Raw genomic sequence first — 26,224 nt, 5'->3', positions numbered from 1 at the left:
GCCATGACCCAGACCGGACCCATGACCGCCATGAGCAAGCAGATGCAGGAGTGCGTCAACGCGTGCATGGCCACCCACACGATGTGCGAGGAGACCCTCAGCTCCTGCATGTCCATGGAGGGCGGCCCGACCCACATGAGGATCATGCGGGCGCTGATGGACTGCTCCGAGATGACCCGGATGTGCGCCGACATGATGATGCGGCGCTCGCCCCTGTCGGCCGAGATGTGCGCGATGTGCGCCAAGGCCTGCGACATGTGCGCCGAGGCGTGTATGTCCATGCCGGACGACCCGCAGATGAAGCGCTGTGCCGACGCGTGTCGTCGCTGCGCCGAGATGTGCCGCTCGATGGCGGGCGCGTCCATGTGACACCCCGCTGAACGGCGTCGGGGGCACCCCGCAGGGTGCCCCCGAACCGCGTACGACCGGTCTCAGTTGCTGGTGACGGTGACCTTCTGGTCGTTCTTCAGCTCGTCGACCAGGGTCTTGACCTTCGCCTTGTCCCAGACGAGGTTGCCGCCCGTGGAGCCGGAGACCGGCATGTTCATCGAGGTGCCGCCGCCGCCGTTGACGTCCTTCATCGCGAAGAACATCGAGGCCAGGTCCCACAGGCTCATGTCCTTGTCGACGGTGAGGGAGTCCAGGCCCGCGCCCAGGGTGGGGTAGAGCTTGAAGGGGTTCAGGATCGTCGACGGGGTGGCGACCTGGTGGGCCAGGGCGGCCAGGAACTTCTGCTGGTTCTTGGTGCGCTGCAGGTCGGACGCGGCGAAGGCGTGCCGGGTGCGGACGAAGGCGAGGGCCTCCTCGCCGTTCAGGGTCTGCTTGCCCGCCTTGAAGTTCGCGCCCGAGTAGCTGTCCTTGAAGCCCTTGTCGATGTCGATCGTGACACCGCCGACCGCGTCCACGATGTCCGCGAAGCCGGCGAAGCCGATCTCCACGTAGTGGTCGATGTGCAGACCGGTGTTGAACTCGACCGTGCGGACGAGGAGGGTCGGGCCGTCCTCGGCGTAGGCCGCGTTCAGCTTCGTGTGCCGGCCGGTGCCCTGGTAGACCTTGCCGGACGTCGACCCCTTGTACGAGGGGATCTCCACGTCCGAGTCGCGGGGGAGGGAGATCAGGGTGTCGCCGTTGTCGCCGACGTGCAGGATCATCATCGAGTCCGTGCGCTGGCCCTCGGCCGACCCCGTGTGCAGCTTCTTCTTCTCCTCGGCCGACATGCCCTTGCGGCTGTCGGAACCGACGATCAGGTAGTTGGTGCCCTTGCCGGCGTCGGGACGGTCGATGACCTTCGACAGGTCGACGTCCCGGTGCAGCTTGGAGTCGGCCCAGAAGTAGGTCGCGACGGATGTGACGATCAGCACGCTCACGACGACTATCGCCGTCCACTTGATCCGCTTGCGCCAGTTCGGAGCCGGACGCGGGCCGCGCTCACGGGTGCCGCCGGGTCCCCCGCCCCCGGGGCCGCCGCCGTAGACCTGGCCGGTGTTGTAGCCGTTGTCGTAACCGCTGTCGTACCCGGAGCCGTCGTCGTACCCGTTGCCGTAGGCCGGCTGCTGCGGGACGCCGGCGTAGCCGCCGCCCCCTTGCTGCGGCGCGCCGTACGGCGGCGCCGACGGTTCCCCGCGTCGTACCTGGCGCATCACGCGGGCGCCCTCAGGCTGCGCGCTGGCGCTACCGCGTCCGTACCGGTTGCCGCGGTTGTCGTTCGACCGTCCCTCGGGCCATTCGTTCATGGGCCCCAGTGTGCAGGCAGCGGCAGTGCCTCTTACAAGGGTCGTAGGAAAATCAGGGCACCGCTGTTGCGAACCCGACACAAATTCCGCGATTGTCGCTTCCGCATAAGGTGGGGGCCATGACAGACCAGGCCCCCGAGGCGGAATCCGATATACCCGGCAAGCCGACGTCCGCGTCCCGGACCACCCTGAGCCACATCATGAGCCACAACGACACCAACCTCCTCGGCACGGTGCACGGCGGTGTGATCATGAAGCTCGTCGACGACGCGGCTGGTGCGGTCGCCGGCCGCCACTCGGGCGGTCCCGCCGTCACCGCCTCCATGGACGAGATGGCGTTCCTGGAGCCGGTCCGCGTCGGCGACCTGGTCCATGTCAAGGCGCAGGTCAACTGGACCGGCCGGACGTCCATGGAGGTGGGCGTGCGGGTCCTGGCCGAGCGCTGGAACGAATCGACCCCGGCGACCCAGGTCGGCTCGGCCTACCTGGTCTTCGCGGCGGTCGACGCCGACGGCAAGCCGCGCCGGGTACCGCCGGTGATACCGGAGACCGACCGGGACCGCCGGCGCAATCAGGAGGCCCAGATCAGGCGCACGCACCGGCTGGCGCGACGGCGGGAGATCCGCGAGCTGCGCGAGCGCAGGGTGGCCGAGGGGTTCGAGGACTAGGGCGGTGCCGCGCGGGACCGCCGGTCGGCTGCGGGTGCGTGGGGGTTGTTCGCGCAGTTCCCCGCGCCCCTGAAGAAGCGCTCGTGCAGCAACCCTGCTTTTTAGGGGCGCGGGGAACTGCGCGACAAGCCCCCACCGGCCCGCGGCCGAGACACGACCCTCAGCACACCGTCTCATCTCCCCTGATCACAGAGGTTTCCCCCTGCACGGGGGCCTCGGCCCGTACCTTCCGTACATTCGCCGGCCCCTTGAAGTCCGCCCCGGTCGTCACCCGCAGCACCGGGCCCATCCCCTTCACCGCCCGCAGTTCGCTCCCGGGCAGGGCCGCCGCCAGCGACCGGGCCGAGCGGTCCCAGCGGGGGTCGTAGGAGATCACCGTCCGCCGCACGTCGTGCCGGGCGGCGGTGACCGGCTGGTGGTTCGTCGCGAACCCCGCCGCCGCCAGCGCCGCGTCCATCCGCCGCCCGAGCCCCGCCGTCCCCGTGCCGTTCTCCACCTGCACACGGATCTGTGCCGGCGCCACCTCCACGGTCACCGGCGCCGGTCCCGCGGGCCGCTTGGGTGCCGGCGGTGCCAGCGGCTTGTCGTCGCGCAGGGACTGGAACAGCTGGTCCGACTTGGCCTGGTCCCACTTCAGCGTCGAGCCGATGCCCTTCACGGGGTACGCGATCTGCCCGATGGGGACCGTCGTGAACTCGGACGAGGACGGGGAGAAGTTCCGCATCGCCCGGCCGAGGTCCAGCAGCTCGTCCGTGCCGAAGCCCGTGTCGGCCCGGACGGAGCCCAGCACCGCCCGTGTCACGTCCCGGAACCTGATCGGGTTCAGCAGCACCCCCGACGACGACACCCGCTCGATCAGCGCGGCCAGGAACCGCTGTTGCCGCTTCATCCGGCCGAGGTCGCTCGCCCCGTCGACGTGCCGGGCGCGGACGTACTGCAGGGCCTGGCCGCCGTTCAGCCTGTGCGTGCCGGAGGAGAGGTCGAGGCCGGTGTAGGAGTCCTTCAGCGGCTGGGGCGTGCAGATCCGGACCCCGCCGAGCACGTCCACGGTCCGCATGAACGTGATGAAGTCGACCTCCAGATAGTGGTCGATCTTCAGATGGGTCATGTCCTCGACCGTGCGGACGGTCAGCTGCGGGCCGCCCTCCGCGTAGGCCGCGTTCAGCTTGATGGGATGGGCGCTGTGCGTCCGGCCCGTCGTCTGGTCGACGTGCGGCGGGACCTCGGCGTACGAGTCGCGCGGCAGGCTGACGACCGTCGCCCGCTCCCGGTCCGGCGAGATGTGCACGATCATGATCGTGTCCGTGCAGTGGCAGGGCGCGCCGCCCAGCCGGTACCGGCGCCGCTCCTTCTCCGTGATCTTGTCGCGGCCGTCGGTGCCGACCAGCAGGACGTTCATGCCGTGACCCGGGGCCGGACGGTTCTTCATGTCCTTGAACGGGTCGACCCGGGCGATGTCCGCGTCCAGGCTGGCCATCACCGAGTGTCCGATCCCGGCCGACGCCAGCACCACCACCGAGAGTGTGGTCACGGCCCGCATGGCCCAGCGCGGCCGCCGGGGCCTCGTGGGTCGTACCGGCGGCCGCGGGGCCTGACGGGTGGGCTGCGGTCGACGCTGCGGCGGGGCGGGCCGGGCGGGGGACCGGGGCGGGCTGGCGGCCAAAGGACACCTCCGGACGAGGCCGTACGTGGGATCCGTGAGCACGGTAGGCCGATACGACCTTCAGCCCGCGGCTTGGCCCCGGCGGCGCGCACCGGTGTCCCCCGTTCGCGGTAACGTGAGCCCCCTATGAACGCCAATCCCGACGTGCGGCACCCCGCAGTTTCTGTGATCATGCCCGTCCTCGACGAGGAGCGGCATCTGCGTGGGGCCGTCCAAGCGATCCTCGCGCAGGAGTACGCCGGCGAGCTGGAGGTCGTCATCGCCCTCGGTCCGTCCACGGACCGCACGGACGAGATCGCGGCGCAGCTCGTAGCGGATGACCCCCGCGTGCACACCGTCCCGAACCCGACCGGCCGCACCCCGGCCGCGCTGAACGCCGCGATCAAGGCCTCCCGGCATCCGATCGTGGTGCGCGTGGACGGCCACGGCATGCTCTCCCCGAACTACATCGCGACCGCCGTACGGCTCCTTGAGGAGACCGGCGCGCAGAACGTCGGCGGCATCATGCACGCCGAGGGCGAGAACGCCTGGGAGCACGCGGTCGCGGCGGCCATGACCTCGAAGATCGGCGTCGGCAACGCGGCCTTCCACACGGGTGGCGAGGCCGGTCCCGCCGAGACCGTGTACCTGGGCGTCTTCCGGCGCGAGGCCCTGGAACAACAGGGCGGCTACAACGAGGAGTTCATCCGCGCCCAGGACTGGGAGCTGAACTTCCGGATCCGCGAGGCCGGTGGCCTGATCTGGTTCTCGCCGGAGCTGAAGGTGTCGTACCGGCCGCGGCCGTCGGTGAAGGCCCTCGCCAAGCAGTACAAGGATTACGGCCGTTGGCGGCACGTCGTCGCCCGCTACCACGAGGGCTCCATCAACCTGCGCTACCTCGCCCCGCCGGTGGCGGTGTGCGCGATAGCCGCCGGGATCGTCGTCGGGGCCCTGGTGACCCCGTTCGGCTTCGTGGTCCCGGGCGGTTATCTCGCGGCGATCGCCGCCGGGTCGGTCCCGGCCGGCAAGGGGCTGCCGCTCAAGGCGCGGCTGCAGATCCCGCTGGCCCTCGCCACCATGCACATGTCGTGGGGATACGGCTTCCTGACCAGCCCCAGGTCCCTGGCGAAGCGGGTCATCGCGTCCCGCCGCCCCGCGGTGCTCAGCTCTTCCTCCAGCTGAGCACCTGCCTTCGGCGCGGCCCGGACTACCAGGTGTAGTCCGGGTCGACGTGCATGCACGCCTTGGTGTCCGCGGCGTTGAGGGCGCTCGCCGAGGCCGGGGTGGTGTCATCGTCGTCGGCGGTGTACTTCGTGCCCGAGCGCCAGTCGGCGCCCACCACCAGCGTGACCCCGTCGACGTCCGTGGACTTCTTCACCTGGTCGGCCGGGACGCCCAGCGCCTTCGCGACCCGCTGGGCGTCGCCCGCCAGGTCGGCGCTCGGATAGCGCACCAGCGTCTGGTCCTCGCTGAGCAGCGCCGAGGAGTCGGCGGCCGCCTTGGTGAAGCCCTTGGCGACCAGCAGCCCGGTGACCGCGGCGGCCCGTCCGGTGACGGCGGACTCCGTGCCGCTGCTGGTGCCGTTCTGCACCTGTACGGCGATCCGGTCGTCGGCCGCCGCCTTGTCGGTGACCTTGGTCGCGGTCGTCGTCTTCTTCTTGTCCTTGCCGTCGAGGGCGATGTCCTCGCGGACCAGCCGCCACAGCTTGGCCGCGTCGGTGGGCTTGGGCAGGACGCGGTTGCCGTCCGCGGAGTACACCCACGGCATGGTCGTCATGGTGATGCGCTCGGTGGGGACCTTCTTCAGCTCCTTGCTCAGGTCGTAGAGCTTGGTGACCGTGCCGAGGCCGTCGTCCACCGTCAGTGCCTTGGTGGCCGTCTCGGCGAGCTTGAGGAGCTTGTCGGGGTTGCTGAGGGTCGCGTTGGAGCGCAGCTGGCGGACCATCGAGTTCATGTACATGTGCTGCGCCTTGGTGCGGGCGATGTCGCTGCCGTCCTCGAAGCCGTACCGGGTGCGCAGCCACTGCAGGGCCTGCTTGCCCTTGACCGAGGTGGTGCCCTTCGTCAGTTTCAGGCCCGAGCCGTGTCCTGTGGAGGTGTGCGAGTAGATGTTGGCGTCCACGCACACCGGCACCCCGCCGATCGCGTCCGCCATGGACACCACGCCCGAGAAGTCGACCATCATGAAGTGGTCGATGTGGATGTCGGTGAGCTTCTCCCAGGTGGCCACCGTGCAGCCGGGGCCGCCGCGCTCCAGGGAGGAGTTGGTCATGGTGTCGGAGGTCGCCGCGTAGACCTTGCCGGTGTCGGTGTCCGTGCACTTGGGGATGGAGACCAGGGTGTCGCGGGGCATGGACACCACCGACATGTTGGTGCGGTCGGCCGAGACGTGCAGCAGCATCTGCACGTCGGCGCGGGCGGCGGTGCCGATGTCCTTGGCGCCGCCCAGCTTCTGGTTCTCGGCGGTGTCCCGGGCGTCGGAACCGATCAGCAGGATGTTCAGGGGCGTCTGCCCGGCCGCGTTCGCCTTCGACTCGGCCGCGCGGTCCTTGGAGTCCCCGATGTTCAGGGACTCCTTCTTGATGTTGCCGTTGAGGTGCTCGTAGTAGAGGTATCCGGCGCCGGCGGTGCCGGCTATCGCCAGGGCCACGACCGAGGCCGACCAGCGCAGCACCCGGCGTCTGCGCCGCCCGCGGTCACCGTCCGCCCCGCCGCCGCCCCGTCTGCCGCCGTGCCGACCGCCACCGTCCTGGGGCGTCAGGGTCATCGTGTCGTCGACCACGGCCACGTCGGACACCTCCCCTCGCACATTGCCGCGCACCAACTGCCCGCCCTCCCGCTCGCCACTGCCGCCGCACCCGACTCCCGGGCACCTGGGCACGGCGGCAGTGTCATGCAGTCGTTTAGGAGTTGCCTGTGCTTACCTGTGCGGTTCTGTGTGTGAGGGGATCGTGCCGCCTGTAATGACCTTGTATGGGACCGGGGGTGCGGCCTACCACCGATAGGGCGCGTACACGTCCATGCACTGCTTGGTGTCCGAGCCGTTGATGGCGTCGGAGTTGTCGGGCAGGTCACCGGCCTTCGGGGCGGACTGTTTGGGATACGCCGTCCCGTCGCGCCAGTCGGCACCGACGACGAGCGTGACGCCCGACACATCGGTGGTCTGCTTCACCTGGCCGACCGGGATCCCCAGCGCCTTGGCGACCGCCTGGGCGTCGCCCCGCAGGTCCGCGCTCGGATACTCCACGACCGTCTTCTCCACGGACTCGGTGGCCGACGAGGTGTCCGCCGCCGCCCGGGTGTAGCCCTTGGCGCCGAGTTCCGTGGCCATCGCCCGGGCCCGGCCGGAGACCGCGGCCTCGGTCGCGCTCCCGGTGGCGTTCTGCACCAGCACTCCGAGCTGGCCGGCGGGGACGGAGGGCGACTTGGTCGCCGCGGCGGTCGCCGTGGGCTTCTTGTTCTCCTTGGCGGCGCCGTTCTTGTCGAACGCCACGTCGTCGCGGAGCATCTGCCACATCTTGTCGGCGTTGGCGGTGTCCGGTACGAGGTGGTCCTTGTTCTGCGGGTCCTGGAGGTTCGGCATCGTGAGCGAGGTGATGCGGTCCGTCGGTACCGACTTGAGCTGCATGCCCAGGTCGTAGAGCTTCTTCGGGGTGCCGATCTCCTCGGAGACCGTCAGCGACTTGGTGGCCGCCTCGGCCAGGTCCATCAGCCTGCCGGTGTCGGTGAAGACGTTCTGCCCCTTCAGCGTCCGGATCATCGAGTTGAGGTACATGTGCTGGGCCTTGGCCCGCAGCGGGTCACTGCCCCAGGCGTGCCGGGTGCGCAGCCACTGCAGGGCCTGCTCGCCCTGCACCTTGTGAGTGCCGGCCGTCATCTTCAGCCCCGAGCCGCCGGACACCGCGGCCGTCGGCCGGTCCCACACGTTCTGCTTCACACAGACGTCGACGCCGCCGATGGCGTCCGCCATCTTCACCACGCCCGCGAAGTCGATCGTGATCCAGTGGTCGATGTAGACCCCGGTGAGGTTCTCCCAGGTGGCCAGCGTGCAGCCGGCGCCGCCGCGGGCCAGCGACTCGTTGATGATGGTGTTGGTCGCCGGGTACACCTTGCCGGTGTCCGGGTCCGTGCACTTGGGGATGTCGACGCGGGTGTCCCGGGGGATGCTCACCATCGCCGCGCTCTTGCGGTCCGCCGACAGGTGGATCAGCATCTGGACATCCCCGAGCGGCGGGCTGCCCCGGTCGTACTTTGCGCCGCCGAGCTTCACGTTCTCGTCGGAGTTACGGCTGTCGGAGCCGATCAGCAGGATGTTCAGCGGCGTCTGACCGGCCGCGTTGGCCGCGGTCTTCCGCGCCTTGGCGTCGCCGATGTCGCGCTCGCCCTTGTGGATGTTGCCGTTCAGGTGCTGGTAGTAGAGGTAACCGGCACCGGCCGTACCGAGGATCACCACCGACACCACGGTCGCGGTCCAGCGCAACGCGCGCCGTCCGCGTCTGCGCCGGTTGCCGTTCGAACCGTGCGCCCTGGTCGGGCCGTTCGTGCTGCCCTTGCGACGGCCGCCGCCCGCACCGCCCGGCGCCCCGGATGCCTTCGGTGCGAGGGACATCGTGTCCTCGACCGCAGGCTTTTCCCCCCGTACATCGCTCTGCGTCAACGCCCTGCCCTCCCCGCCCTGCGCTCTGCGCGCACCGGCCCGTCGCCGACGCCCCCCATCGGACGCTTCACGGACCACACGGGTCCGCCCCGCGCCCGGTTAGACGCGCGACGGACCCATAGGGTTACCTGCTTATTCGCTGTGACTTGGTGTCATCGGGGCGCAACTCCCCGCTGTCGCACGCCGCTTGCCGCTACTTCGCGCAGGTCACCTTGTCCGCGGTGGTCTTGCTGTCCACGTCCGGCGCCTTTGTCGGAGTGGTGAGGGGCACCCCCGCCCCCTGGAAGTCCTTGCCCAGCGTCAGGGTCATCGCGGGCAGCCCCTGGGAGTTGGTCACGCTCTTGCCGGGCTTCAGCGCCGAACCGGACAGCCCCATGATGCTGGCCAGTTCACGCGCCTGAGGGGCCTGGTCGGGGGCGTACTCCAGGGTGGTCTTGCTGAGCTTGGCGTCCGCGTTGCCGGCGTTCTCCGACTTGAGGACGCCCTCGTCGTTCTGCAGCCAGTTGAGGGCCTTCTGGGCGCTGCCGTCGTCGGCCCCGCCGTTGAGGATCCGCACCCGCACCTCGGAGGCCGCGGACTTGCTGCCCTCCAGGCGGGCGGCCGCCGCGTCCTTGCTGGCCTTCGCCTGCTTCTTCTTGACGTCGGTGAAGGAGACGTCGTCCTTGATGGCCTGGAACACCGGCGGGGCCTTCGTGTCGTTGAGCACGACGGTCGCCTTGACCTTCTCCGCCGGGTTGTCGACGACCGGGATGGTGGTGAAGGTCAGGTTCTTCGGGTTGAGCTTGCCGAGCTCCAGACCCAGGTCCTTCAGCTTGCCGATGTTGTCCAGCTTGGAGTCGACGGTCAGTGCCTTGGTGCCGACCTCGGCCAGCTTCAGCAGCTTGGTCGGGCTGGTGAGCGTCGAGTTGGAGCTGAGCTTGCGCATCAGCGCGCTCAGGAACTGCTGTTGGAGCTGGATCCGGCTGAGGTCACCGCCGAAGCCGACCGAGTGCCGGGTGCGCACGAAGGCCAGCGCGGTCTCGCCGGAGATGTTGTGGGTGCCCTTGGACAGCTTCAGATGGGAGTCCGAGTCGTCGATGTCCTTGGCCAGACAGACCTCGACCCCGCCCACCGCGTCGGTCAGCGTCTTCACCGCGTTGAAGTCGGCCACCATGAAGTTGTCCGGTGTGATCCCGGTCAGCTCCGTCACCGTGCGCACCGTGCAGCTGGCCGTACGCCCGTCCTGCCCGAGGCTGGTGTTGAAGCGGACGCCGGTGGTGCCCGGAATGACCTTCTGGGTGCCGTCGGGCTGCTCGGTCGGGCAGTCCGGGACGTCCACGATCAGGTCGCGCGGGATGCTCAACGCGGTCGCGTTGGAGCGGTCCTTGGAGATGTGCAGCAGGATGTTGGTGTCGGCGTGCCCGACGCTGCCCGTGTCGCCGTACCCCTCGTTGCCCTTGCCGGTGCGCTTGTCGGTACCGATCACCAGCAGGTTGATCGCCTTGTCCTTGCTGAAGCCACCGGTGCTCGCGCCGTCGTCGGAGACGGACGTGATGTTGTCGTTGAGGTGCTTCACGTACAGATAGCCGGCGGCCGAGACGGCGACCAGGACGAAGGCCATCGAACCGCCGGTCCACAGCAGTACCTTCTTGGCCTTCGACTTCTTCTTCACCGGCCGCCGTGAGCGCCGACCGGCCGGCGGCTCGGGCTCGCCGCGTCGCCTGCGCTGCCCCGGAACCTGTCCCGGAACCCGGGGCTGCCCCGGGACCTCCCGGGCCGCCGTCTCCCGCGGCGCGTCCGTGCCGGCGCGCGACGAAGTCGGTCGGCGCGGTCCGGGTACCGACGACTGCGGTGCGGAAGGTGTCAGTCGCAGTTCGTATTCGCCGGTGTTCGGATTGAGTACCCACTGGTCTGCGGGATCGATGTTGTCCGCCCGCCCACGGCCTTGCGCGTCCACGGTTGTCCGAATCCTCCGTCGGGGCCACGCGGCGCCTTCCCCCCATCAAGGCGCTCGGTCACGGTTAACAGTGCACGACCCCAGGACGGACCTCGCGGCCGGGTGCACCGGAGGGCTCACACTATCCGTCCAGTTCAGCGTCAAGTGACGCCAGTGACAAATTAGTCATCCCTACAACCGGGCAATCCATCTCATATAACTGACAACGTGCGACGCGGAAGTTCGCCGCCTTGGCTGGTGCTTTACGCGCAACTGTCCTCGGCGGCGGTGTTCCCGTGGAATCCGGGCGCCTCGGAGTTGCCGGAAGAGGGGACGTTCTTCTTGGTGACCGGCACCGGCTTGTCGGCCCGCAGCAGCGCGAAGAGCGCGTCCGCCCTGCCCTCCACGAGCTGGTCACGATTGGAGTCGTACACGTACGGCTCCCTCGGGACGGTGAGGAACTGCACCTGTTCGGTGGGGATGTCGCGCAGTCCGCGGACGAGCTGGTACAAACCACGCAGACTGGCCAGCTCCGGGTCGGTGGTGAGCGCCGAGGTCGCCGCGTCCAGCAGTGGATAGAGCTTCGCCGGGTTCAGCAGTACGTCACTGCCCCGCACCTTGCTGACCAGCGCCGCCAGGAACAGCTGCTGCCGCTCCATCCGTTCGGTGTCGCTGCCGTTGCCGAGCGACTTGCGCGCCCGTACGTACCCCAGCGCCTGCTCCCCGTCGAGGGTGACCCGGCCGGCGGGCAGCCGCAGTTTGGCGGCCTTGTCGTTGATCGGCTCCTTCAGGCAGACCTGCACCCCGTCGATCGAGTCGACCATGTCCTTGAACCCGCTGAAGTCGACGACGACGTGATGATCGATCCGGATGTCCGTGAGCTTCTCGACGGTACGGATGGTGCAGGCCGAACCTCCGACCTCGAACGCCGAGTTGAACAGCGTGAACTGGGGCTCGCTGCGGCGGCCGTCGCCCCGCAGGCAGCTCGGCACGTGCACCATCAGGTCCCGGGGCAGGGACACCGCGGTGGCGCTGCGCCGGTCGGCGGCGAGATGCAGCAGGATCGTGGTGTCGGACCGCTCGGTGCCCAGGTCCTTGCCGTAGCGGCGGTTCCCGTCCCCCGCCCGGGTGTCCGACCCGATGAGGAGGATGTTCTGCGCGCCCCGCACCAGCGCGGTGGGCCGCTCCCGCTCGTAGCGGGCCAGCTCGGCGGCGGCCGCCTCGTCGGGGGTGATGTTGTCGCTGAGCCGGTCGTAGAGCACCCAGCCGCAGGCGAGGGTGCCGGCGGCGAGGAGCCCGGCGGCCGCCGCCGCACCGGTCAGCCAACGCCGCCGCCGACGCCGGGCAATACCGTCCCCGGTCGCGGTGGCCCCTCCGGCATCGGTCACTCCTCCAGAGTGCCTGGGGGTGAGGGCGGGGGTGGGGGCCAACTACTCCACAAGGGTGAGTGGACCACCCCAGGGGCGCGGGCCGCAGCGACGCGCGGCTCCACCACGCGAGCGCGAACAGCTTTCACCGGCCTGTGGTCGGCGGCCGGCTTTCACCGGTGTGTGGTCGGCCTTCGCCGGTCGGCGGCGGCCTCGGCTCGCGGACGGTGGACGGCCTCACCGGACCGTCGCTGTCACCCGCTCGCTCTCGATCCGCTTGGCGATTCCTTCCTCGCCCAGTTCCTCCAGGTGCCGGCACAGCACCACGGATCCCCCGACCGCGATCGGCGCGTACAGGCCTGCGCTCAGCCCCTCCCACGTGTCGAACCCCAGCCCCGACAGCAGCCGCGACCCCGGCCCGGTCAGGTCCAGCCCCGGTGCGTCCCCGAGCGCCCGCTCCGCCACCTCGGCCCCGCTCATCTCCGCACCGGCCACGATCAGTGCGGGCTCGTCCGGATCGACGGGCGAGAACGGAGCGAACCGGTCTCCCTGGCTCGGCACCTCCACCGCGTAGTCGGCGAACCCGTCCGGGACCGCCGGGAAACGCCCGCCCAGCGGCCGTAGCGCGAGAGCGACCCGCTCCCCACGGCAGGCCCGGGCCGCCTCCAGCGAATCCGGCCCGCTCACCACCACGTCGGCCGCCGCCGGGTCGCCGGCCACGTCGGCGATCACACCCACCGACGAACAGGCGAGCAGCCACACCGCCGTCTGCCAGTGCGCGGGCAGCAGCAGGGCCACCCGGTCACCCGGCTGTGCCGCGAGGTCGCCCTGGAGCAGGTTCGCCGTCTTGGCCACCCAATTGGCGAAGGTGGCCACGGACAATTCGACGCGTTCGCCCGTGGCATCGTCGTAGAAGGTCACCAGGGGGCGTCCGGGGTCCGCGGCGAGCGCGGAACGCAGCAGGTCGGCGGGGGTGCGATCGGTGGCGTTCACCCGGGCAAGCGTACGCCGCGACCGGCGCCCGCACCGACCGGCGGGGCCACCGGTTCGGCGCAATCGCTCCCGACGGGCCGTCAGTTCCGCAATAGACATACATGTCTGACTATGTTCAAGATCAGGGGCATGCGTGGATTCCTGACTTCCTCGATCGGCGTCACCTGCGCGGCGGCCCTCACCCTCCCCGCCGCCGCGCTGAACGTGCCGTCCGCGGCCGCCGCACCGGCGGAGCGGGCCACGAAGACCACCGGCCGTCCCACCGGGACCGCTGCCCTCGCCGGCAGCACCCGGTCACTGCCCCTGGCCCCCCGCACCGGTGAGCGCGTCCTCGGCAGAGCCCCCGAACAGGGCCTGTACCGCGACGACCTGGAGCACTTCTCGCTCGTCGGCGTCAGCTGGGACAACCCCGGCACCGAACTGCACGGCCTGGTCCAGGTCCGCACCCGGTCCGCCGCCACCGGCCACTGGTCGGGCTGGCAGGACGTCGAGACGCACAACGCCGACCACGGCGCCGACCCGGACACGGCGGAGGCCGACTCGGGCCACGTGCACGGCGGCACCGCGCCCCTGTGGGTCGGCGACTCGGACGGCGTCGACGTACGCGTGCGTGCCGAACTCGACGACGATCCCGGCCCGCGCGGCAGCACCCCCACCGGCGGCCGCGACCTGCTCCCGGCCGGCCTGCGCCTCGAACTCGTCGACCCCGGCGAGGAGGCCCCGCCCCAGGGCCCGCCGGCCGACGTCCCCCGCACCGGCACCGAGGCCGACGCGGCGGCGGCCGTCAACACCGACCTCGCTCCCTTCGGCGCCGCCGAGATCCCGGCCCTGGACCGGCAGGACACCGAGGACGAACTGGCGGAGCTGACCGGCGTACCGCGCGCGAAGCCGTACATCGGACCGCGCCCGAGGATCGTCACCCGCCGCGGCTGGGGCGCCGACGAGTCACTGCGCGACAAGGGGTTCGTCTACACCGGGAAGGTCAAGGCGGCCTTTGTCCACCACACCGCCTCCGGCAACGGCTACAAGTGCTCCCAGACCCCGTCCGTCATCCGCAGTATCTACCGCTACCACGTGGTGAGCATGGGCTGGCGGGACATCGGCTACAACTTCCTCGTCGACAAGTGCGGAAGCATCTACGAGGGCCGCGCCGGGGGAGTGGCGAAGGCCGTCAGAGGCGCCCACACCCTGGGCTTCAACAACAACAGTATGGGCATCGCGGTGATCGGCTCGTTCGGCTCGCACAAGCCGCCCGCCGCCGCCGTGACGGCCATCGCCAAGCTCACCGCGTGGAAACTCGGGCTCTTCGGAGCCAATCCCAAGGGAAAGACATATCTGAAGTCCGGAGGTGGCAATCTCTACCCAAAGGGGAAGAACGTACGACTGAACGTGATCTCCGGCCATAGGGACGGGTACGCCACCGAGTGTCCCGGCGCGAAGCTCTACGCCAAACTCGGCTCGGCCCGGACCAGCTCCGCGCACCTCCAGGGACGCTGAGCACGGGGGCCGCGTTCAACGCCGTCGGGGGCAGTCGGGGGAAACCGCACACCCATGCCGCGTGGCACCGCGCGGCCGTCGAAGGCGCCGTCGCACGGTCTGCATACACTGGCCGGCCGACAGAGAGTTCGGCCGGTCCCGGCAGGAAGCAGAGACGACAGGTGACAGAAGCGATCCTCCTGGTCGGCGGCAAAGGCACCCGGCTGCGCCCGCTCACGGTCCACACGCCCAAGCCGATGGTCCCGGCGGCGGGCGTGCCGTTCCTGACGCACCAGCTGGCCAGAGCCAGAGCGGCGGGCGTGGACCACATCGTCCTCGCGACGAGCTATCTGGCGGAGGTCTTCGAGCCGTACTTCGGCGACGGCGCGGCACTCGGCCTGCACATCGAATACGTCACCGAGGAGGAACCGCTCGGCACGGGCGGCGCGATCCGCAACGTGGCCGCCCGTCTGCACTCGGGCCCCGACGAACCGGTCCTGATCTTCAACGGCGACATCCTGACGGGCCTGGACATCAGGGCGCTCGTCGAGATGCACGAGACGAGCGACGCCGACGTCTCCCTCCACCTCACCAAGGTGACGGACCCGCGCGCGTACGGCCTGGTCCCCACCGACGAGACGGGCCGGGTCCTCGCCTTCCTGGAGAAGCCGGCGACTCCCGAGGAGATCGTCACCGACCAGATCAACGCGGGGGCGTACGTCTTCCGCCGCTCGGTCATCGACACGATCCCGCAGGGCCGCCCGGTGTCGGTCGAGCGGGAGACCTTCCCGGAGCTGCTGTCGGCCGGTGCCCACCTCCAGGGCATGGTGGACTCCACGTACTGGCTGGACCTCGGCACGCCGGCGGCGTTCGTCCGGGGCTCGGCGGACCTGGTCCTGGGCCGCGCCCCGTCCCCGGCCGTTCCCGGCCGCTGCGGCGACCGCCTGATCCTGCCCACGGCACGGGTCGCGCCGGACGCGAAGCTGACCGGCGGCACGGTGGTGGGCGAGGGCGCGTTCGTGGCGGAGGGCGCGCGGGTCTTCGGCTCCACGATCCTGCCGGGCGCCGTGATCGAACCCGGCGCGGTCATCACCGACTCCCTGATCGGCAACCGCGCCCGGGTCGGCGAACGCGCGGTCCTCACGGGCACGGTGATCGGCGACGGCGCGACCGTCGGCGCCGACAACGAGCTGCGGGAGGGTGCGCGGGTGTGGTGCGACGCGATGATCCCGGCGGGGGCGGTGCGGTTCTCCTCGGACCAGTAGGGGTGGCTGGTCAGGTACGCCGACCGCGGGCGCGTGGGGGCTGGTCGCGCAGTTCCCGAGGCGCCCCTGAGGGGCGCCTCGCCCGCTGCCTCTCCTTGGCTGCGGGCAATCGTGCCTCCCCCAGTGCCTCGAGGGCCCGGGAGGTTGTCCCCAGGCGGCACGGGTGGGCCCTCGGGGTACCCCCCTCCGGGGGAGGCACCCTGCCGGCGCCGGCAGGCGAAACCCTGCCCCCACCCACCCGCACGTCACAACCGGCCGATGTCCCCCCGCGGCATCCGCGGCGCCCGCCGCTTCGGCACCTGACCGCTCAGCAGGATCAACCGAGCCGCCCGATGCCGCTGCCCCGCATACGGCTCCAGCAACCGCAGCATCGCCTCGTCGTCGGCATGCCGGTCCCCGGCCAGCGCGAACCCCACGATCCCCGGCAGATGCAGGTCCCCGACCGTCACCGCGTCCGCCGCCCCGTGACTGCGCTGCACGGTCTCCGCGGACGTCCACGGCCCCACCCCCGGCACCACCTCCAACCGCGCCTGCGCGGCCTCCGCCGCCATCCCCACGGCCTGTTCCAGCCGCGCGGCGACCCGTACCGCCCGCAGGATCGTCGACGCCCGCTTGTTGTCGACGCCGGCCTTGTGCCACTCCCAGGAGGGAATCAGCGCCCAGGTCCGAGGCGCCGGCATCACCCACATCGGCCGGTCGCCCACCCCGGCGGGTCCTGGCGCCCGCTCCCCGAACCTGCGCACCAGCAACCGCCAGGCCCGGTACGCCTCGTCGGTCGTGACCTTCTGCTCCAGGACCGACGGAATCAACGACTCCAGCACCAGCCCGGTCCGCGTCAGCCGCAACCCCGGCCGCCGGTGCCGCGCAGCGGCGAGAACCCGGTGCCGGGGCACGAAGAGGGACGGGTCGTCGGCGGAACCGAGCATCTCCGGCAACCGCTCCAGCAGCCACTCGGCACCGGCCCCCCAGGCCTCCCCGCGCACCTCACCGCCGTACGCGGCGACCCGCAGCGTCCCCGGCCCGGCAGGCGTGAGGCTGGCCCGCCACACGGACCCGTCGGAGGTGGCCCGAAACGTCGGATCCCCGGGCCCCCGCCGGAGCGGCCCCAGCACGAGCCCGAGATCGAGGGCCCCGTCGGGCTTCCACAGCCGAACCCGGCCGGGCGCGGTCGCCTGCCGGGGCACGCCGGCGGGCACCACAACCTGCCCACCCCGCACAGTCGTACGCGTGGGCTTCGGAGCAAACCGACCAGCCACTCAAAGAATCCTAGGCCTCAAGCGCCCCGTTTTTCGGGGGCGCGGGGGTGTGTCCGATATGCGGCCACCGCCGCGTGGGCGCGGTCAACCCCACCACGCGCACTCGCCGACGAACCGGCCGACCCCGAACCGAAGGCGGCACGAACGTCACCGCACCTCGATAAAGTCCCCGACCTCCCTCGGCGCCCTCTCCTTCGGCTCCTCCGCCGCCTTCCCCACGGCCACCGCCCCCATCGGATCCCAACCCGCAGGAAGCGCCAGCACCTCCCGCACCACGTCCCGGCAGAACATGGTCGACGACACCCACGCCGACCCCAGCTGCTCCCCGGCCAGCGCGACCAGGAAGTTCTGCACGCCCGCCCCGGCCGCGACCACGAACATCTCCCGCTCGGCCGCGTCCCGCCGCGGGTCTCCGTACGTGTGCGAACCGTCCATCACCAGACAGGGCACCACCAGATACGGCGCGTTCCGCAGCACGTCCCCGCGCCGTACCCGCTTGGCGATGGACTCCTCGGACTTGCCGTCCTTCCTCAGGTCGGCGATCCAGGCGTCCCGCATCGCGTCCAGCAACCGGGTGCGCGACTCCTGCGACTCCAGCAGCACGAACCGCCACGGCGTCGTGTGGTGCGGCGCCGGCGCCGTCACGGCCGCGGCGACCGCCCGCCGTACCGCCCCGGGGTCGACGGGATCGCCGGTGAACGCCCGCACCGTCCGCCGTAGCGCCACGGCTTCCCGGACCGCCTCGGACGTGCCGAGCCGGAACATGTCGGTGGCCGCGTCCCGGATCAGCGCCCGTGCGCTCTCGCCCTCGTCCCCCGCCTCGGCCACGACGTGCGCGAGCCCGCGCACCACGGCCACCGGCAGGCCGCTCGCTTTGCCCTTCACCAGATCACCGGCGGCGGCCAGTTCGTCGGCCGTGGCGACGACCGTCGCGACCAGCGGATTGCCGTACGCGTCCACGCCCCCGCGGAGATCGTCCTGCACCCGCACCCCTGCGGCGCCGATGGTCACGTCCGTGAGGCCCGCGCGCCAGGGGCGCCCGAAGGTGTCGGTGACGACGACCCCGACGTTGACGCCGAGGGCGTCGCGCAGCCCCGCGCGGATCGCGCGGGCGGACGCGTCGGGGTCCTCGGGCAGCAGCAGCACCGTCCCGGACGGGGTGTTGGAGGCGTCCACCCCCGCCGCCGCCATGACCAGCCCCTGCCGGTTCTCCACGATCCGCAGGGTCCCGCGCCGGGCCACCACCCGCACGGTCTCGGCGTCGATCGCCGCCTCCCGGTCGGTCGCCTCGACGAGCCGCCCCTCGGCCTTGGAGACGATCTTCGACGTGACGATCACCACGTCCCCGTCGGCCAGTCCCGGCCCGGCCGCGGCGATCAGCTTGGCCAGGTCGTCGCCCTGCTGGACCTCGGGGAGCCCGGCGAGGGCCCACACGCGGTACTCGGGCACCGCGTCCCCGGTCGGGTCGGTCGCGTCGTCGATCGCGTCGGTCATACCCCGCGCACCTCCTCGGCGAGTGCCAGCGCCTCCCGCGCCATCTGCGTGGTCGCGTCGAGGTCGGTCATCATCAGGGGTACGGCCCGGCAGCGGATGCCGGCCTCCTCGACACGCGCCACGCTGCCCGCGTCCACGGTGTCCACGAGCCAGCCGTCCAGCAGCCCCGAGCCGTAGTGCTCGGCGACCGCCGCCGCCGTCGACTCCACGCCCACCGCCGCGAGCACCTTGTCGGCCATCCCGCGCACCGGCGCGTCCCCGACGATGGGGGAGAGGCCCACCACCGGCACCCCGGCGTTCGCGATCGCCTCCCGGACGCCGGGCACCGCGAGGATCGTGCCGACGGAGACCACCGGGTTGGACGGCGGAAAGAGGATCACGTCCGCTTCGGCGATGGCCTCCAGGACGCCGGGCGCCGGCTTGGACTGCTCGGCGCCGACCGGGACGACCGCCTCGGCGGGCACGGACGCCCGCAGCCGTACCCAGTACTCCTGGAAGTGCACCGCCTTGCGCTCGCCGTCGACCTGGACGGCCACATGGGTCTCGACCCGGTCGTCGGTCATCGGGATGAGCCGCACGCCCGGCTTCCAGCGGTCGCACAGCGCCTCGGTCACCGCGCTCAGCGGATAGCCGGCACCCAGCATCTGGGTGCGCACGATGTGCGTCGCGAAATCCCGGTCGCCCAGCCCGAACCAGTCGGGCCCGACGCCGTAGGCCGCGAGTTCCTCCTTGAGGTGGAAGGTCTCGTCGGCCCGCCCCCAGCCCTGCTCCTCGTTGATGCCGCCGCCGAGGGTGTACATCACCGTGTCGAGGTCCGGGCAGACCTTCAGCCCGAAGAGGTGGATGTCGTCCCCGGTGTTGCCGATGACGGTCACGTCGGCGTCCGGCACGGCCTGCTTGAGACCGCGCAGGAACCGGGCACCGCCGATACCGCCTGCCAGAACCACAATGCGCATGCGCCAAGTCTTGCAGGCGGGTCCGACAACGTGTCACGCAGTCACGGGTCGCGCCTCGCAGCTCTGCGCCGTGTGCATCGGCATCTCGGTGAGGCCCGGGTAGTAGACGTGCAGGCTCACCGCCGGCTCCAGCGCGTCGTTCACCACCTCGTGCACGTACCCCGGCGCGAAGACCCGCTGTGCGCCGGCGGACAGCGCGCGCGTGGCGCGCCCGGTGTGTTCGGTGAGCGTGCCCTCCAGGACGGTCAGCACACCGGAGGAGCGGCCGTGGTCGTGCGACCCGCTGCCCTGACCGGGCACCCAGGACAGCAGCCACACCTCGTAGCCGGGGCCGGTGCGCAGCCGGTGGTACCAGCGCGTGGTGGCGTCGTACCGCACGAGGTGCTCCCACTGCGCGCGGTCGGCGGCGATCGCGCGGGCCAGGCCGGCGAACTCGGCCACGGTGACCGGGTGCTCGCGCGGGGGCTGCAGCAGGTGGGGCACCTCGAGGATGTCGCCGGCGATCTGCAGGTCGTTGTCGCTGTTCATGGGGTGCGGTGGTTCCTCAGTGAAGAAGGTCAGCGGGGAACGAGATGCGAAAACCGAGTCCTGGGGACCCGGTCTGCAGCTGGAGCGGTGGGATACGGCTACGGCTCAACAGCTGGAACAGCAACAGCTACAGCGAGCGCGGGCAGCACCGTGGGACCCGGTGGTGCGGGTCGAGGTGAATGCCAAGTTCGCGAGCATGCCCACTAGGACATCGGTTCACACCCGCAGTGTCAACTCGGCTCCCGGTATGTGGGACATGTTTCACCTCATCCGGTTCATCTCTCTGCCGAAAGGTTTGTTCAGCAAGCACCCGGGACACATGGCGCACAACTGGGCGCGCGTGTCACTGCGGAACGCGATCGAACATCTGGGCGTCCTTCTCCGTACAAGGTCTGTATGGGGTCGGGGGCCTCATGGGCCTCGTCTGCGTGTCAAGGTTTATGGCGATTTGAACACTTTCCGCACGGCCTTGGTTCCGCAGAGTGAATAACGGGCTCAATAGCAGATCTCGGCTTGACTCGCCCGGAGCAGCACACTTGTAATTTCACTCGTGTCGTTCAGCCGAAATCGGTAACGGCCAGGCACGGGGACGTGAAAGACAGACGAGGGGCGCACATGACCGAGCTGGTGCAGCAACTGCTGGTCGACGACGCGGACGAGGAACTCGGCTGGCAGGAGCGCGCGCTGTGCGCCCAGACCGACCCCGAGTCCTTCTTCCCCGAGAAGGGCGGCTCCACCAGAGAGGCCAAGAAGGTCTGCCTCGCCTGCGAGGTGCGCTCCGAGTGCCTCGAGTACGCCCTCGCCAACGACGAGCGGTTCGGTATCTGGGGCGGACTCTCCGAGCGGGAACGCCGCCGCCTGAAGAAGGCCGCCGTCTGAGAAGGGGACCGCGGTCCGGACCAGGCGTCCACCCGACGCATACAACTGAGCTGCGCGAACGGCCCGTCACCCGTGGGTTGTCCACAGGGGGCGGGCCGTCGACATGCCCAGCCGATAGTGTGGGCGCTCGTCCGAGACGCCTCGCCGCCACCAGCGGGCGCAGGAGTCCACCGCAGTCCATCGAACCGGGGCCCGTACCTCGATGTCCGTCCACAGCCACCAGGCAGCCCAGCCACCGGGTGCCCCAGCGGTGTCCGACTCGACCCGCCCAGCGGTGTCCGACCCGACCCGCCCACCCGAGTTCCCGCGTCATGTGGTGACCGCGGTCCTCGTCTCCCACGACGGCGCCCGCTGGCTGCCCGACGCGCTCGCCGGGCTGCTCGGCCAGGAGCGCCCCGCCCAGTACGCGGTGGCGGCCGACACCGGCAGCGCGGACGACTCCGCCCGGCTGCTCACCGAGTCCCTCGGCGACGCGAACGTCCTGCACCTCGCCCGCCGCACCGGCTTCGGCCAGGCAGTCGAGGAGGCGACCCGCACCGCGCCCGTCCTCACCCCGGACGACCTGCCGTACCTGAAGCGGCCCAGCGGCTGGGACCCGGTCACCCGGCAGTGGCGCGACGACGCCTACGACATGCCCGAGCTGCCGTACGGCGAACCCGTCCAGTGGCTGTGGCTGCTGCACGACGACTGCGCCCCGGAACCCGACGCCCTGGCCCAGCTGCTCCGGGTCGTCGACAACGAGATGGAGCTGGGCCGCGACGACGTGGCGGTCGTCGGCCCCAAGCTGCGCGGCTGGTACGACCGCCGGCAGCTGCTGGAGGTCGGCGTCACCATCGCCCACTCCGGCCGCCGCTGGACCGGCCTGGACCGCCGTGAGCAGGACCAGGGACAGCACGACCACGTGCGGCCCGTGCTCTCCGTCTCCACCGCCGGCATGCTGATCCGCCGCGACGTCTTCGAGGAACTCGGCGGCTTCGACCGCCGGCTCCCCCTGATGCGCGACGACGTCGACCTGTGCTGGCGCGCGCACAACGCCGGCCACCGCGTCCTGATCGCCCCCGAGGCCGTCGTACGGCACGCCGAGGCCGCCTCCCGCGAGCGCCGCGCCGTCGACTGCGCGGGCCGCACCACCGCCTCCCCGCACAAGGTCGACAAGGCCGGCGCCGTCTACACCCTGCTCGTCAACGCCCGTACGGCCGCGCTGCCCTGGATCCTGCTGCGGCTGGTCCTCGGCACCCTGCTGCGCACGGTCAGCAATCTCGTCGGCAAGGTCCCCGGACAGGCCCTCGACGAGATCCGAGGCCTGCTGGGCACCCTGCTGCGGCCCGAGCGGATCATCGCCGGACGGCGCAGGCGCGGCCCCTCCCAGCTCGACAAGGGCGAGCTGCGCCCGCTGTTCCCGCCGCCCGGCGCGACCGTGCGGGCCACCGTCGAGCAGGTCGCGGGCAACTTCTTCGGCGCCGACGAGGAGCTGTCCGCGGCCGGCCGGCACGGCGGCGTGGTCGAGTCCGGGCCCGGCGGCGACGACGCCGACTTCCTGGAGATCGAGCAGTTCGCCCGCGTCAAGCGCATCGCCCGCAAACCGGGCCCGGTGCTCTTCCTGGTGCTGCTGCTGTTCTCGCTGGTCGCCTGCCGCGCACTGCTCGGCAGCGGCGCGCTCGCGGGCGGCGCACTGCTGCCCGCCCCGGGCACCTCGGGCGAGCTGTGGTCCCGCTACCTGGACGCCTGGCACGCGGTCGGCGCCGGTGGCACCCCGGCCGCCCCGCCGTATCTCGCGATCGTGGCCTCGCTGGCCTCGGTGCTGTTCGGCTCGACCGGGCTCGCGGTGACCGTGCTGCTGGTCGCCTCGGTGCCGCTGGCCGGGTTCACCGCCTACTTCGCCTCCCGGCCGCTGGTCACCTCCCGCCTGCTGCGCGCCTGGGCGGCCATCGCCTACGCCTTCCTGCCCGCCGCCACCGGCGCGCTCGCGGGCGGCCGTATCGGCACCGCCGTCCTCGCCGTCCTGCTGCCGCTGATCGCCCGCGCGGGCATCGCCGCCAGCGGCCTCACCAACACCTCGGGCGGGCGCGGCAGCTGGCGTGCCACCTGGGCGTACGCGCTGCTGCTGACCATCACCACCGCGTTCACGCCGATCGTCTGGCCGATCGCCCTGGTCCTCGGCGTCGTCGTGCTCGCCGTCCGCCGTTCCGACCTGGTCGCCTCCGGCGTGCGGCTGCTGACCCAGCTCGGCACCCCGCTGCTGGTCCTCGCCCCCTGGTCGCTGACCCTGCTGCCGTTCGGCTTCTTCAAGGAGGCCGGGCTGGAGTACGGCTCCTCGGCCGCCTCCGCCCTCGACCTGCTCGGCGCCAGCCCGGGCGGCCCCGGCACGGTCGACGGGCTGATGCTGATCGGCATCGTCCTGGCCGCGCTGGCCGCCCTGCTGCGCTCCGAGCGCCAGTCGGCCGTCCGCGCCGCCTGGGCGGTCGCCCTGGTCGGCCTGGTCTTCGCGGTCCTGTCCAACAAGTCGGCCTGGGCGGGCCCGGCGACCCTCGTCTACGGCATCGCGATCGTGTCCGCCGCCGCGCTCGGCGCCGACGGGGCACGCTCGCGTGTCGCCGAGCAGAGCTTCGGCTGGCGCCAGCCGGTGGCCGCGCTGATCGCTTTCGCCTCGGCCGCGGGCCCGCTGCTGCTCGCCGCCGGCTGGATGATCGCCGGCGCCGACGGCCCGGTCGAGCGGCGCGACGCCACCCAGGTGCCCGCGTTCGTCGCCGAGGACAGCTCCACCACCGACCAGGTCCGCACCCTCGTCCTCGACAGCGACAGCACCGCGCGCGTGGACTACATGCTGGTGCGCGGCTCCGGCGCCCGCATGGGAGACGCCGAGGTGACCGCCGCCGACGGCGAGAACGCCAAGCTCGACAAGGTCGTCGCCAACCTGGTCGCCGGCTCCGGCGCCGACCAGGCCGACCAGCTCGGCGGATTCGCGGTGCGCTACGTCCTCGTCCACAAGGGCGCACCGCGTGACCTCACGCGCGTGCTGGACGCCACGCCCGGTCTGTCCCGGCTCAGCCAGCAGAACGGCAGCGCCCTGTGGCGCGTCGACCAGCAGGTCTCCCGCGCGACCATCGTCTCCGCGAACGGCTCGGGCACCCCGGGCTCCGTCGCCGCCGGACCCGTCGACATCCACACCACCGTCCCGACCGGCGCCGACGGCCGCATCCTGCGCCTGGCCGACTCGGCCGCACCGGGCTGGACGGCCACCCTGGACGGCAAGCCGCTGACCCGCACCACGGTCGACGGCTGGGCCCAGGGCTTCGAACTCCCCGCCTCCGGCGGGAAGCTGGACGTCACCTACGACACCCCGTTCACCCACACCGTCTGGCTGTGGGTCCAGGGCGCGCTCGCCGTCGTCCTGGTCGTCCTCGCCCTGCCCGGCCGCCGCCGCGACGTCGACGACGACCTCCCCGAGGAGCAGCCGATCCCCGCCCAGCCCGTCGAGGGCGAGGGCCGCCGTGCCCGCCGGCTGCGTGCCCAGGCGGAGTCCGAGGAGGCGGCGACCGCTCAGGACGGCGGCGAGTTCCCGGCCACCGAAGAGGAGCAGCCCCCGGTCGCGGTTCCGCAGCAGCCGTCATACGACGAGTGGGACCCGGCCTCCTACCCGGCGGCGGACGGCTACCAGCCCGGCTACGCCGACCAGTACCAGGACACCGGCCAGTACCGGACGGGCGGCTACGACCAGCAGACCTACGACCCGTACCAGACCGGCCAGTACGACCCGTACGCCTACGGCGGACAGCAGGGACAGCCGGCGTACGACCCGACGTACCAGCAGGGCTACGACCCCGCCTATGACCCGGCCGCCCAGCACCAGCACGGCACCGGCGGCGAGCACCACGACGGGAGCCAGCAGTGAACCGCACCACCCTGTCCCTGCTCGCCGGTACGGCCGCCCTCGCGGCGGTCACCGGGTTCGCCGCGCTCAGCCCGCCGGCCGCCGCACCCGCGCACACCGCCGAGGCTGCCGCCCAGCTGCCCGTGGAGCGCACCACCCTGCTGTGCCCGGCGCCGAGCCTGTCCGACATCGCCGACACCTCGTACACCTCGTTCACGCCCGTCACCGAGGGCACCGCGAGCGACGGCAAGGCCGGACTCCAGGCGGCCACCGAGCAGTCGGCGGACGGCACGAGCGGCAAGAAGAAAAAGGCGTCCAAGCCCGTCCTCACCCCGAAGGCGCCCGGCACCCCGGCCACCGGGGACACCTCCGGCGCTGACGGGCCCGCCTACGTCGGCACCGCGGAGGGGAGGTACGCCCCGGGCTGGACCGTCCAGGAGACCACCGAGGTCGCCGCGGGCACCGGACGCGGCCTCCAGGGCGTCAACTGCACCTCCGCCGACACCGACTTCTGGTTCCCCGGCGCCAGCACCGCCTCCGGCCGCACCGACTACGTGCACCTCACCAACCCCGACGACAGCGCCGCCGTGGTCGACATCGAGCTGTACGGCAAGGACGGGCAGCTCAAGTCCACCGTGGGGGAGGGCATCACGGTCGCACCGCACGCCGGCGAGCCGGTCCTGCTCTCCACGCTCAGCGACGACAAGCAGACCGACCTGACCGTGCACGTGAACGTGCGCAGCGGGCGGGTCGGCGCGAGTGTGCAGGCCCTGGACGACAAGACCGGCGGCGACTGGCTGGCCGCCTCCGCCGACCCCTCGGGCAGCCTGGTGCTGCCGGGCATCCCCAAGGACGCCACGGACGTCCGGCTGATCGCCTTCACCGACGGTGACTCCGACGCCGACCTGAAGGTGCGCCTCGCCTCCCCGGACGGCCTGATCACCCCGGCCGGCAACGAGACGCTGCACGTGAAGGCGGGCATGACCACCGCGGCCGACCTCGGTGACGTCACCCGCGGAGAGGCGGGTTCACTGGTCCTCACGCCCACCGACCAGTCCGTCCCGGTGGTGGCCGCGCTGCGCGTCACCCGCGGCAAGAGCGGCAAGCAGGAGACCGCGTACATCCCGGCGACCGCACCGGTCGGCACCCGCGCGACGTCCGCCGACAACAGCGGCAAGGGCACCACCCTCTCCCTGACCGCCCCCACCGGCACCGCCCAGGTCAAGGTCACGGCGTCGGCGGGCAGCGGCGGCGGCAAGGCGGTGTCCAAGACGTTCACGATCAAGTCCGGCACCACCCAGGACGTCGACGCCCCGGTCCCGTCCGGCCTGAAGGGCACCTACGCGCTGACCGTGGAGCCGGTCTCCGGAGGCCCGGTCTACGGCGCCCGCACCCTGGCGGCCACCGAGGAGGGCGTCCCGGGCTTCACGATCCAGACCCTCCCCGACGACCGCGGCACGGTGGCCGTACCGGAGGCGGACCAGGACGTGTCGGTGCTGCAGAAGTAGGCTCCACCGCCGGCCC

General features: G+C 71.5%; 19 protein-coding genes. 8 read left to right on the top strand and 11 right to left on the bottom strand.

Going from position 1 to position 26,224, the window contains the following annotated elements; genetic code table 11:
* Positions 1-3 precede the first annotated feature (3 nt).
* On the top strand, positions 4-369 hold the full coding sequence (locus ACZ5K7_RS44730; RefSeq protein ID WP_351706404.1) for a four-helix bundle copper-binding protein: 366 nt from the start codon (positions 4-6) through the stop codon (positions 367-369).
* 62 nt (positions 370-431) lie between these two features.
* On the opposite strand, the gene ACZ5K7_RS44725 is transcribed toward ACZ5K7_RS44730, so the two are convergent.
* Positions 432-1,733, bottom strand: a complete 1,302-nt coding sequence (locus tag ACZ5K7_RS44725) for an LCP family protein (protein ID WP_468923631.1) — start codon at positions 1,731-1,733, stop codon at positions 432-434.
* 119 nt (positions 1,734-1,852) lie between these two features.
* On the opposite strand from ACZ5K7_RS44725, the gene ACZ5K7_RS44720 reads away from it, so the two are divergent.
* Entirely contained in the window at positions 1,853-2,401 is a 549-nt protein-coding gene (locus ACZ5K7_RS44720) for an acyl-CoA thioesterase (protein WP_351706398.1), read from the top strand.
* 160 nt (positions 2,402-2,561) lie between these two features.
* Here ACZ5K7_RS44720 and ACZ5K7_RS44715 read toward each other — a convergent pair whose 3' ends face one another.
* On the bottom strand, positions 2,562-4,064 hold the full coding sequence (locus tag ACZ5K7_RS44715; protein WP_450972873.1) for an LCP family protein: 1,503 nt from the start codon (positions 4,062-4,064) through the stop codon (positions 2,562-2,564).
* A gap of 126 nt (positions 4,065-4,190) precedes the next feature.
* Between ACZ5K7_RS44715 and ACZ5K7_RS44710 the strand changes: the two genes are divergently transcribed.
* On the top strand, positions 4,191-5,225 hold the full coding sequence (locus ACZ5K7_RS44710; RefSeq protein ID WP_468923626.1) for a glycosyltransferase family 2 protein: 1,035 nt from the start codon (positions 4,191-4,193) through the stop codon (positions 5,223-5,225).
* A gap of 25 nt (positions 5,226-5,250) precedes the next feature.
* Here ACZ5K7_RS44710 and ACZ5K7_RS44705 read toward each other — a convergent pair whose 3' ends face one another.
* From ACZ5K7_RS44705 to ACZ5K7_RS44685, 5 genes are all read right to left on the bottom strand, one after another.
* Positions 5,251-6,810, bottom strand: coding sequence for an LCP family protein (locus tag ACZ5K7_RS44705; RefSeq protein ID WP_468923710.1), 1,560 nt, complete (start codon positions 6,808-6,810; stop codon positions 5,251-5,253).
* Between the two features lie 225 nt (positions 6,811-7,035).
* Positions 7,036-8,652 carry an LCP family protein gene (locus ACZ5K7_RS44700; protein WP_468923623.1) on the bottom strand — a complete coding sequence of 539 codons (1,617 nt, stop codon included), beginning with the start codon at positions 8,650-8,652 and terminating at the stop codon, positions 7,036-7,038.
* Between the two features lie 241 nt (positions 8,653-8,893).
* Entirely contained in the window at positions 8,894-10,636 is a 1,743-nt protein-coding gene (locus tag ACZ5K7_RS44695; protein ID WP_468923620.1) for an LCP family protein, read from the bottom strand.
* 242 nt (positions 10,637-10,878) lie between these two features.
* Positions 10,879-12,003, bottom strand: a complete 1,125-nt coding sequence (locus tag ACZ5K7_RS44690) for an LCP family protein (RefSeq protein ID WP_468923617.1) — start codon at positions 12,001-12,003, stop codon at positions 10,879-10,881.
* A 216-nt stretch (positions 12,004-12,219) separates the two neighbouring features.
* Positions 12,220-12,975, bottom strand: coding sequence for a TIGR03089 family protein (locus tag ACZ5K7_RS44685; protein ID WP_468923614.1), 756 nt, complete (start codon positions 12,973-12,975; stop codon positions 12,220-12,222).
* 111 nt (positions 12,976-13,086) lie between these two features.
* Between ACZ5K7_RS44685 and ACZ5K7_RS44680 the strand changes: the two genes are divergently transcribed.
* Both ACZ5K7_RS44680 and manB read left to right on the top strand, forming a co-directional pair.
* On the top strand, positions 13,087-14,472 hold the full coding sequence (locus ACZ5K7_RS44680; protein ID WP_468923611.1) for a peptidoglycan recognition protein family protein: 1,386 nt from the start codon (positions 13,087-13,089) through the stop codon (positions 14,470-14,472).
* Between the two features lie 161 nt (positions 14,473-14,633).
* Positions 14,634-15,716, top strand: a complete 1,083-nt coding sequence (manB, locus tag ACZ5K7_RS44675) for a mannose-1-phosphate guanylyltransferase (protein ID WP_351706374.1) — start codon at positions 14,634-14,636, stop codon at positions 15,714-15,716.
* 245 nt (positions 15,717-15,961) lie between these two features.
* Here the strand turns inward: manB and ACZ5K7_RS44670 are convergent, their stop codons facing one another.
* The 4 genes from ACZ5K7_RS44670 to ACZ5K7_RS44655 all read right to left on the bottom strand — a co-directional run bounded on the left by ACZ5K7_RS44670 (position 15,962) and on the right by ACZ5K7_RS44655 (position 19,950).
* Positions 15,962-16,972 carry a DNA-3-methyladenine glycosylase family protein gene (locus tag ACZ5K7_RS44670; protein ID WP_468923607.1) on the bottom strand — a complete coding sequence of 337 codons (1,011 nt, stop codon included), beginning with the start codon at positions 16,970-16,972 and terminating at the stop codon, positions 15,962-15,964.
* A gap of 147 nt (positions 16,973-17,119) precedes the next feature.
* Positions 17,120-18,466, bottom strand: coding sequence for a coenzyme F420-0:L-glutamate ligase (locus ACZ5K7_RS44665; protein WP_468923604.1), 1,347 nt, complete (start codon positions 18,464-18,466; stop codon positions 17,120-17,122).
* Entirely contained in the window at positions 18,463-19,422 is a 960-nt protein-coding gene (cofD, locus tag ACZ5K7_RS44660) for a 2-phospho-L-lactate transferase (RefSeq protein ID WP_468923601.1), read from the bottom strand. The genes ACZ5K7_RS44665 and cofD overlap by 4 nt, the downstream gene beginning before the upstream one ends.
* A 33-nt stretch (positions 19,423-19,455) precedes the next feature.
* A complete protein-coding gene (locus tag ACZ5K7_RS44655; RefSeq protein ID WP_351706362.1) occupies positions 19,456-19,950 on the bottom strand; it encodes a cysteine dioxygenase in 495 nt (164 codons plus the stop codon).
* Between the two features lie 615 nt (positions 19,951-20,565).
* On the opposite strand from ACZ5K7_RS44655, the gene ACZ5K7_RS44650 reads away from it, so the two are divergent.
* From ACZ5K7_RS44650 to ACZ5K7_RS44640, 3 genes are all read left to right on the top strand, one after another.
* Entirely contained in the window at positions 20,566-20,829 is a 264-nt protein-coding gene (locus ACZ5K7_RS44650) for a WhiB family transcriptional regulator (protein ID WP_003975777.1), read from the top strand.
* 202 nt (positions 20,830-21,031) lie between these two features.
* On the top strand, positions 21,032-24,721 hold the full coding sequence (locus tag ACZ5K7_RS44645; RefSeq protein WP_468923596.1) for a glycosyltransferase: 3,690 nt from the start codon (positions 21,032-21,034) through the stop codon (positions 24,719-24,721).
* The gene (locus ACZ5K7_RS44640; protein ID WP_351706359.1) at positions 24,718-26,208 is read left to right on the top strand and encodes a DUF5719 family protein; all 1,491 of its coding nucleotides are present in this window, start codon (positions 24,718-24,720) and stop codon (positions 26,206-26,208) included. Before ACZ5K7_RS44645 ends, ACZ5K7_RS44640 begins: the two co-directional genes overlap by 4 nt.
* The last annotated feature ends 16 nt before the right edge of the window (positions 26,209-26,224 follow it).

The sequence above is a fragment of the Streptomyces sp. NPDC031497 genome (assembly GCF_055580905.1).
The sequence above is the reverse complement of the archived record's forward strand: the minus strand, read 5'-3'. Positions and strand labels throughout refer to the sequence as shown.

Excerpts from the sequence above, each read along its gene's own strand:
- ACZ5K7_RS44650 (WP_003975777.1), top strand. The coding sequence starts at position 20,566 with ATGACCGAGCTGGTGCAGCAACTGCTGGTCGACGACGCGGACGAGGAA.
- ACZ5K7_RS44680 (WP_468923611.1), top strand. The coding sequence starts at position 13,087 with ATGTTCAAGATCAGGGGCATGCGTGGATTCCTGACTTCCTCGATCGGC.
- ACZ5K7_RS44725 (WP_468923631.1), bottom strand. The coding sequence starts at position 1,733 with ATGAACGAATGGCCCGAGGGACGGTCGAACGACAACCGCGGCAACCGG.
- ACZ5K7_RS44710 (WP_468923626.1), top strand. The coding sequence starts at position 4,191 with ATGAACGCCAATCCCGACGTGCGGCACCCCGCAGTTTCTGTGATCATG.
- ACZ5K7_RS44730 (WP_351706404.1), top strand. The coding sequence starts at position 4 with ATGACCCAGACCGGACCCATGACCGCCATGAGCAAGCAGATGCAGGAG.
- ACZ5K7_RS44655 (WP_351706362.1), bottom strand. The coding sequence starts at position 19,950 with ATGAACAGCGACAACGACCTGCAGATCGCCGGCGACATCCTCGAGGTG.
- ACZ5K7_RS44700 (WP_468923623.1), bottom strand. The coding sequence starts at position 8,652 with ATGTCCCTCGCACCGAAGGCATCCGGGGCGCCGGGCGGTGCGGGCGGC.
- ACZ5K7_RS44665 (WP_468923604.1), bottom strand. The coding sequence starts at position 18,466 with ATGACCGACGCGATCGACGACGCGACCGACCCGACCGGGGACGCGGTG.
- ACZ5K7_RS44720 (WP_351706398.1), top strand. The coding sequence starts at position 1,853 with ATGACAGACCAGGCCCCCGAGGCGGAATCCGATATACCCGGCAAGCCG.
- cofD (WP_468923601.1), bottom strand. The coding sequence starts at position 19,422 with ATGCGCATTGTGGTTCTGGCAGGCGGTATCGGCGGTGCCCGGTTCCTG.
- ACZ5K7_RS44705 (WP_468923710.1), bottom strand. The coding sequence starts at position 6,810 with ATGACCCTGACGCCCCAGGACGGTGGCGGTCGGCACGGCGGCAGACGG.
- ACZ5K7_RS44645 (WP_468923596.1), top strand. The coding sequence starts at position 21,032 with ATGTCCGTCCACAGCCACCAGGCAGCCCAGCCACCGGGTGCCCCAGCG.